The organism is Nostoc sp. CALU 546 (assembly GCF_048836525.1).
Map to the genome: position 1 here is coordinate 1 of NZ_JAWJTF010000324.1, position 2,236 is coordinate 2,236.

General features: G+C 38.6%; 2 protein-coding genes. One reads left to right on the forward strand and one right to left on the reverse strand.

The genetic code is table 11. The annotated features are described in order from the left end of the window. Positions 1-18: 18 nt before the first annotated feature. Positions 19-843: an undecaprenyl-diphosphate phosphatase gene (locus tag RRG12_RS43295; protein ID WP_069069001.1), complete on the reverse strand. Its 825-nt coding sequence runs from the start codon at positions 841-843 to the stop codon at positions 19-21. A gap of 452 nt (positions 844-1,295) precedes the next feature. Between RRG12_RS43295 and RRG12_RS43300 the strand changes: the two genes are divergently transcribed. Continuing rightward, positions 1,296-2,075, forward strand: coding sequence for a DUF3120 domain-containing protein (locus RRG12_RS43300; protein WP_420760912.1), 780 nt, complete (start codon positions 1,296-1,298; stop codon positions 2,073-2,075). Positions 2,076-2,236 lie beyond the last annotated feature (161 nt).

The following is a 2,236-nucleotide window of genomic DNA, read 5'->3' on the forward strand; positions in this document are numbered from 1 at the left end:
ACTAATAACTAATAACTATTATCCTTTCCAACCTGCTGCGATCGCAGCTAAAATAGCGCTACCGAACGCTAATCTATACCAAACAAAAATCAAAGTGTTTTTGGTTTGTAAGTATTTGATCAAAAATGCAATTGATAGGTAGGAAAAAATAAAGGTTGAAATAATCCCGACAATTAACAATCCAACAATGTTATCTGGCAACTGTTGGGCTTGAAATAAATTGAATATTTTTAGGCTTTTATACAGGGTAGCAATGGTAAGAGTTGGAAACCCTAATAAAAATGAAAATTTCGCCGCTGTATCGCGTTCTAATCCTAAAAATAAGGCAGTTGTCAACGTTGAACCAGAACGAGAAACACCGGGAATCAAAGCAAGTGTTTGTCCCAGTCCAACTAAAATACCATCCCGAATCTGCAATGAATCGAAACCTCGCTTGCGAGTGCCAATTTTTTCTGCTAACCCTAGTAAAATTGCCATAATAATTGACATAATGGCAATTATTAATGCACTCTCCGGTAGAATATCTTTTAAAATAAAACCGGTAATTAAAGCAGGTATTGTTCCTACTGCAATACCAACAAGAATTTTCCATTCCTCACGTTGCCAGTCTTTCTCTTTCAGCGCTTCGATTCCACCTTTGACAATACTAGAAATTAGTGACCAAAAATACCAAACAATAGCTATAACACTACCAAATTGAATTGCATCAACAAAATCTTTAGAACCTAGCTCTTTCCAACCAAATACCTTTGTCACAATCAGAAGATGTGCAGTGCTGCTGATGGGCAAAAACTCTGTAATACCTTGAACAATACCCAAAATAAAAGCTTGAATAAACTCCATATGCAATTAATACCTTTTTTCTGTTATATACATAATTATTTAGATGATGATGTTCTTTTATATACTCTCAATAGCACCTAGTCTTGTAGAAAAGTCAATTTGACTGAATCAATAACATCATCGAAGACGCTGACTATGTTCTTACACCCATCTCAATAAGTCAACGCAATTTCGGAAATTCATCAAACTTTAATATTTAGTGGACTCATGACAGTTCACTTTTTAATTTTCAAATTTTACCGCTCATCTTTCAGTAATCGCTCATTCACAATGCACTACAGAGGAGTTCTGTAAATAGTACAACTTTGAATAAATTAAGTATGGCGCAGGACGTTTTGTTTCGTTTATGCCAGCGCTCCCCGAAATTTCAGTATAATTACAATGCCCTAGGGGGGGATTTTAAAGTGTGATATCTTAAATAAGATAAAGTTTAGTAACAAATATTAAAAACATTGATTAATAATACACTGTCCTCCTACACTGCTTCTACCCCTTCTATTGATACCGAGTTGGATTTGGCTGATACTGGGCAGAATGGTATCAGGCAACTGGAATCTACACTCTCTTTTTCTCCCTCTCTCCCTTTATCTACTTCTGAGCGACAAACTTGGTTGGTGTTTGCGGCAGCCGTGTTTTTGGTAACAGTGCCAGTATTTATAGAAGCGCCAATAGTGCGATCGCTACCAAATCTGAGTTTAGCGCTTACAGCATTTTGGGTGTGGCTAAGTTTTAGCTTAATGTCACGGACTGCAACCTACGTCTGGGGAGATTTACTCTTAGGATTTAGCGGGAGTTGGTTAGCAGGGGCGATTTACTGGGGCTGGTTACGTTGGGAACCTTTATGGCATCTGCCAGTGGAATCTATAGGTTTACCGTTTGCTTGCTGGTGTCTAATGAAGAATTGGGGCAAGGTAGGTAGCTGGTTTTATTTAGGTTCTTTACTCGGTACAGCTTTAACAGATGTATATTTTTATCTAGTAGATTTGATGCCCTATTGGCGGCAAATTATGAGAGTAGATGCAGATGTAGCACCGCAAATCTTACAAAATGCCCTCATGCAAGTACAAACACCCTGGGGACAAAGTTGGGCAATAATTCTTGCCTTAGTGCTACTAACAGTCGGGATTTTCGCTTTAGGTCGAAATCAAAGGCACTGGTATGCCTTTGGTGGCGCAGTTTTAAGCACAATTTTGGTAGATAGCCTATTTTTGTTAGCGGCGATCGCAGCCTGAAAAAGGCCGGAGGTTGTAATCATCGTCTAGCCTTCTCTTACCGAAACTTTTTCCAGCCCAGTCTACTAGTCTGGCAAATTCATATTGACCGAAGAAAGGCAGGAGGCAGGAGGAAGAAAATATATTTTTGCCCTCTGCCACTTTCTTTCCAAGCACCTAAA